This window comes from Ensifer sp. LC163 (assembly GCF_001695855.1).
In the GTDB taxonomy this organism is placed as follows: Bacteria; Pseudomonadota; Alphaproteobacteria; order Rhizobiales; family Rhizobiaceae; genus Ensifer.
The window spans coordinates 1-1,584 of record NZ_MBSS01000050.1 but is presented as its reverse complement, the minus strand read 5'-3'; the positions used below and the strand labels follow the sequence as shown (position 1 = coordinate 1,584).

Below are 1,584 nucleotides of genomic sequence, written 5' to 3'. Positions count from 1 at the left end.
AGCGCCAGCAACGTCGCAACCGCAAAGGCGGCGACGAAGTTATATTCATTATAGAGGATTTCCACCTGCAACGGCATGGTGTTGGTCTGGCCGCGGATATGGCCGGAGACCACCGACACGGCGCCGAACTCGCCCATGGCGCGGGCGTTGCACAGCAGCACGCCGTAAAGCAGCCCCCATTTGATGTTGGGCAGCGTCACATGCCAAAAGGTCTGCCAGCCGGAAGCGCCGAGCGACAGCGCCGCCTCCTCGTCGCTGGTGCCCTGCTCCTGCATCAAGGGGATCAGTTCGCGGGCGACGAAGGGGAAGGTGACGAAGACGGTGGCCAGCACCAGCCCCGGCACGGCAAACAGGATCTGGATGCCCTGGCTCTGCAGGACGGGGCCGATGAGGCTGTGCGCGCCGAACAACAGCACGAAGACGAGGCCGGAGATCACCGGCGACACCGAGAACGGCAGGTCGATCAGCGTCGTCAAGAAGGCCTTGCCCTTGAACTCGAACTTGGCGATCGCCCAGGCGGCGGCGACGCCGAAGACGAGGTTGAGCGGCACGGCGATGACGGCGACGATCAGCGTCAGGCGGATGGCGGCAAACGTCTCGGCATCGCCAAGCGCCGTCAGGAACTCGGCCGGTCCCTTGCGCAGCGCCTCGGTAAAGACGGCCGCCAGCGGCAGCAGCAGGAACAGGGCGACGAAGGCGAGCGCGGCCACCGTCAGGCTGAGCCGGGCAAGGCGGCTTTCCGAGGTGGCGGCGCGCACGTGATGGGCGGTCGCAGCGCGATCAGGCGACATAGACATATCTCCGCCGGCTCCAGGCCTGGATCGAGTTGATGACGAGCAGCATGGCAAAGGAGATGACCAGCATCACCGCGGCAATGGCGGTGGCGGCGGGGTAGTTGAACTCCTCCAGCCGGATGACGATCAGAAGCGGCGCGATCTCGGAGACGTAGGGCAGGTTGCCGGCGATGAAGATCACCGAGCCGTATTCGCCGACGCCGCGGGCAAAGGCGAGGGCAAAGCCGGTCAGCCCGGCCGGCAGCAGGCCCGGCAGCAGCACCCGGCTGATCGTCTGGAAGCGGCTGGCGCCGAGGGTGGCGGCGGCCTCCTCCACTTCCTTGTCGATCTCCTCCATGATCGGCTGCACGGTGCGGACGACGAAGGGCAGGCCGACGAAGATCAGGGCGATGACGATGCCGGCGGGGGTAAAGGCGATCTTGATGCCGAGCGGCGCCAGCAATTGTCCGATCCAGCCGTTGGGGGCATAAAGCGTCGCCAGCGCAATGCCGGCAACCGCCGTCGGCAGCGCAAACGGCAGGTCGACCATGGCGTCGATCACCCGCTTGCCGGGGAAACGATAGCGCACCAGCACCCAGGCGAGGATGACGCCGAACACCAGATTGACGACCGCCGCGACAAAGGCCGTGCCGAAGCTGATCTCCAGCGCATTCAAGGTGCGGGTATCGAGCGCCAGCGTCATGAACTGCGACCAGCCGAGGCTGCTCGAGCGCCAGAGCAGGCCCGACAGCGGGATGAGGATGATCAGCACCAGCCAGGACAGCGTGACGCCGAGCGCCAGACCGAACCC

The 1,584-nt window shown here is 66.2% G+C and carries 2 protein-coding genes; both read right to left on the bottom strand.

Annotated elements, in window-relative coordinates; translation table 11 throughout:
• On the bottom strand, positions 1–791 hold a 791-nt coding region (cysW, locus tag BC360_RS26330; protein WP_065797432.1), incomplete at its 3' end, for a sulfate ABC transporter permease subunit CysW.
• The coding region (gene cysT / locus BC360_RS26325; RefSeq protein ID WP_065797431.1) for a sulfate ABC transporter permease subunit CysT at positions 781–1,584 on the bottom strand (804 nt) is incomplete at its 5' end. The genes cysW and cysT, both read right to left, overlap by 11 nt.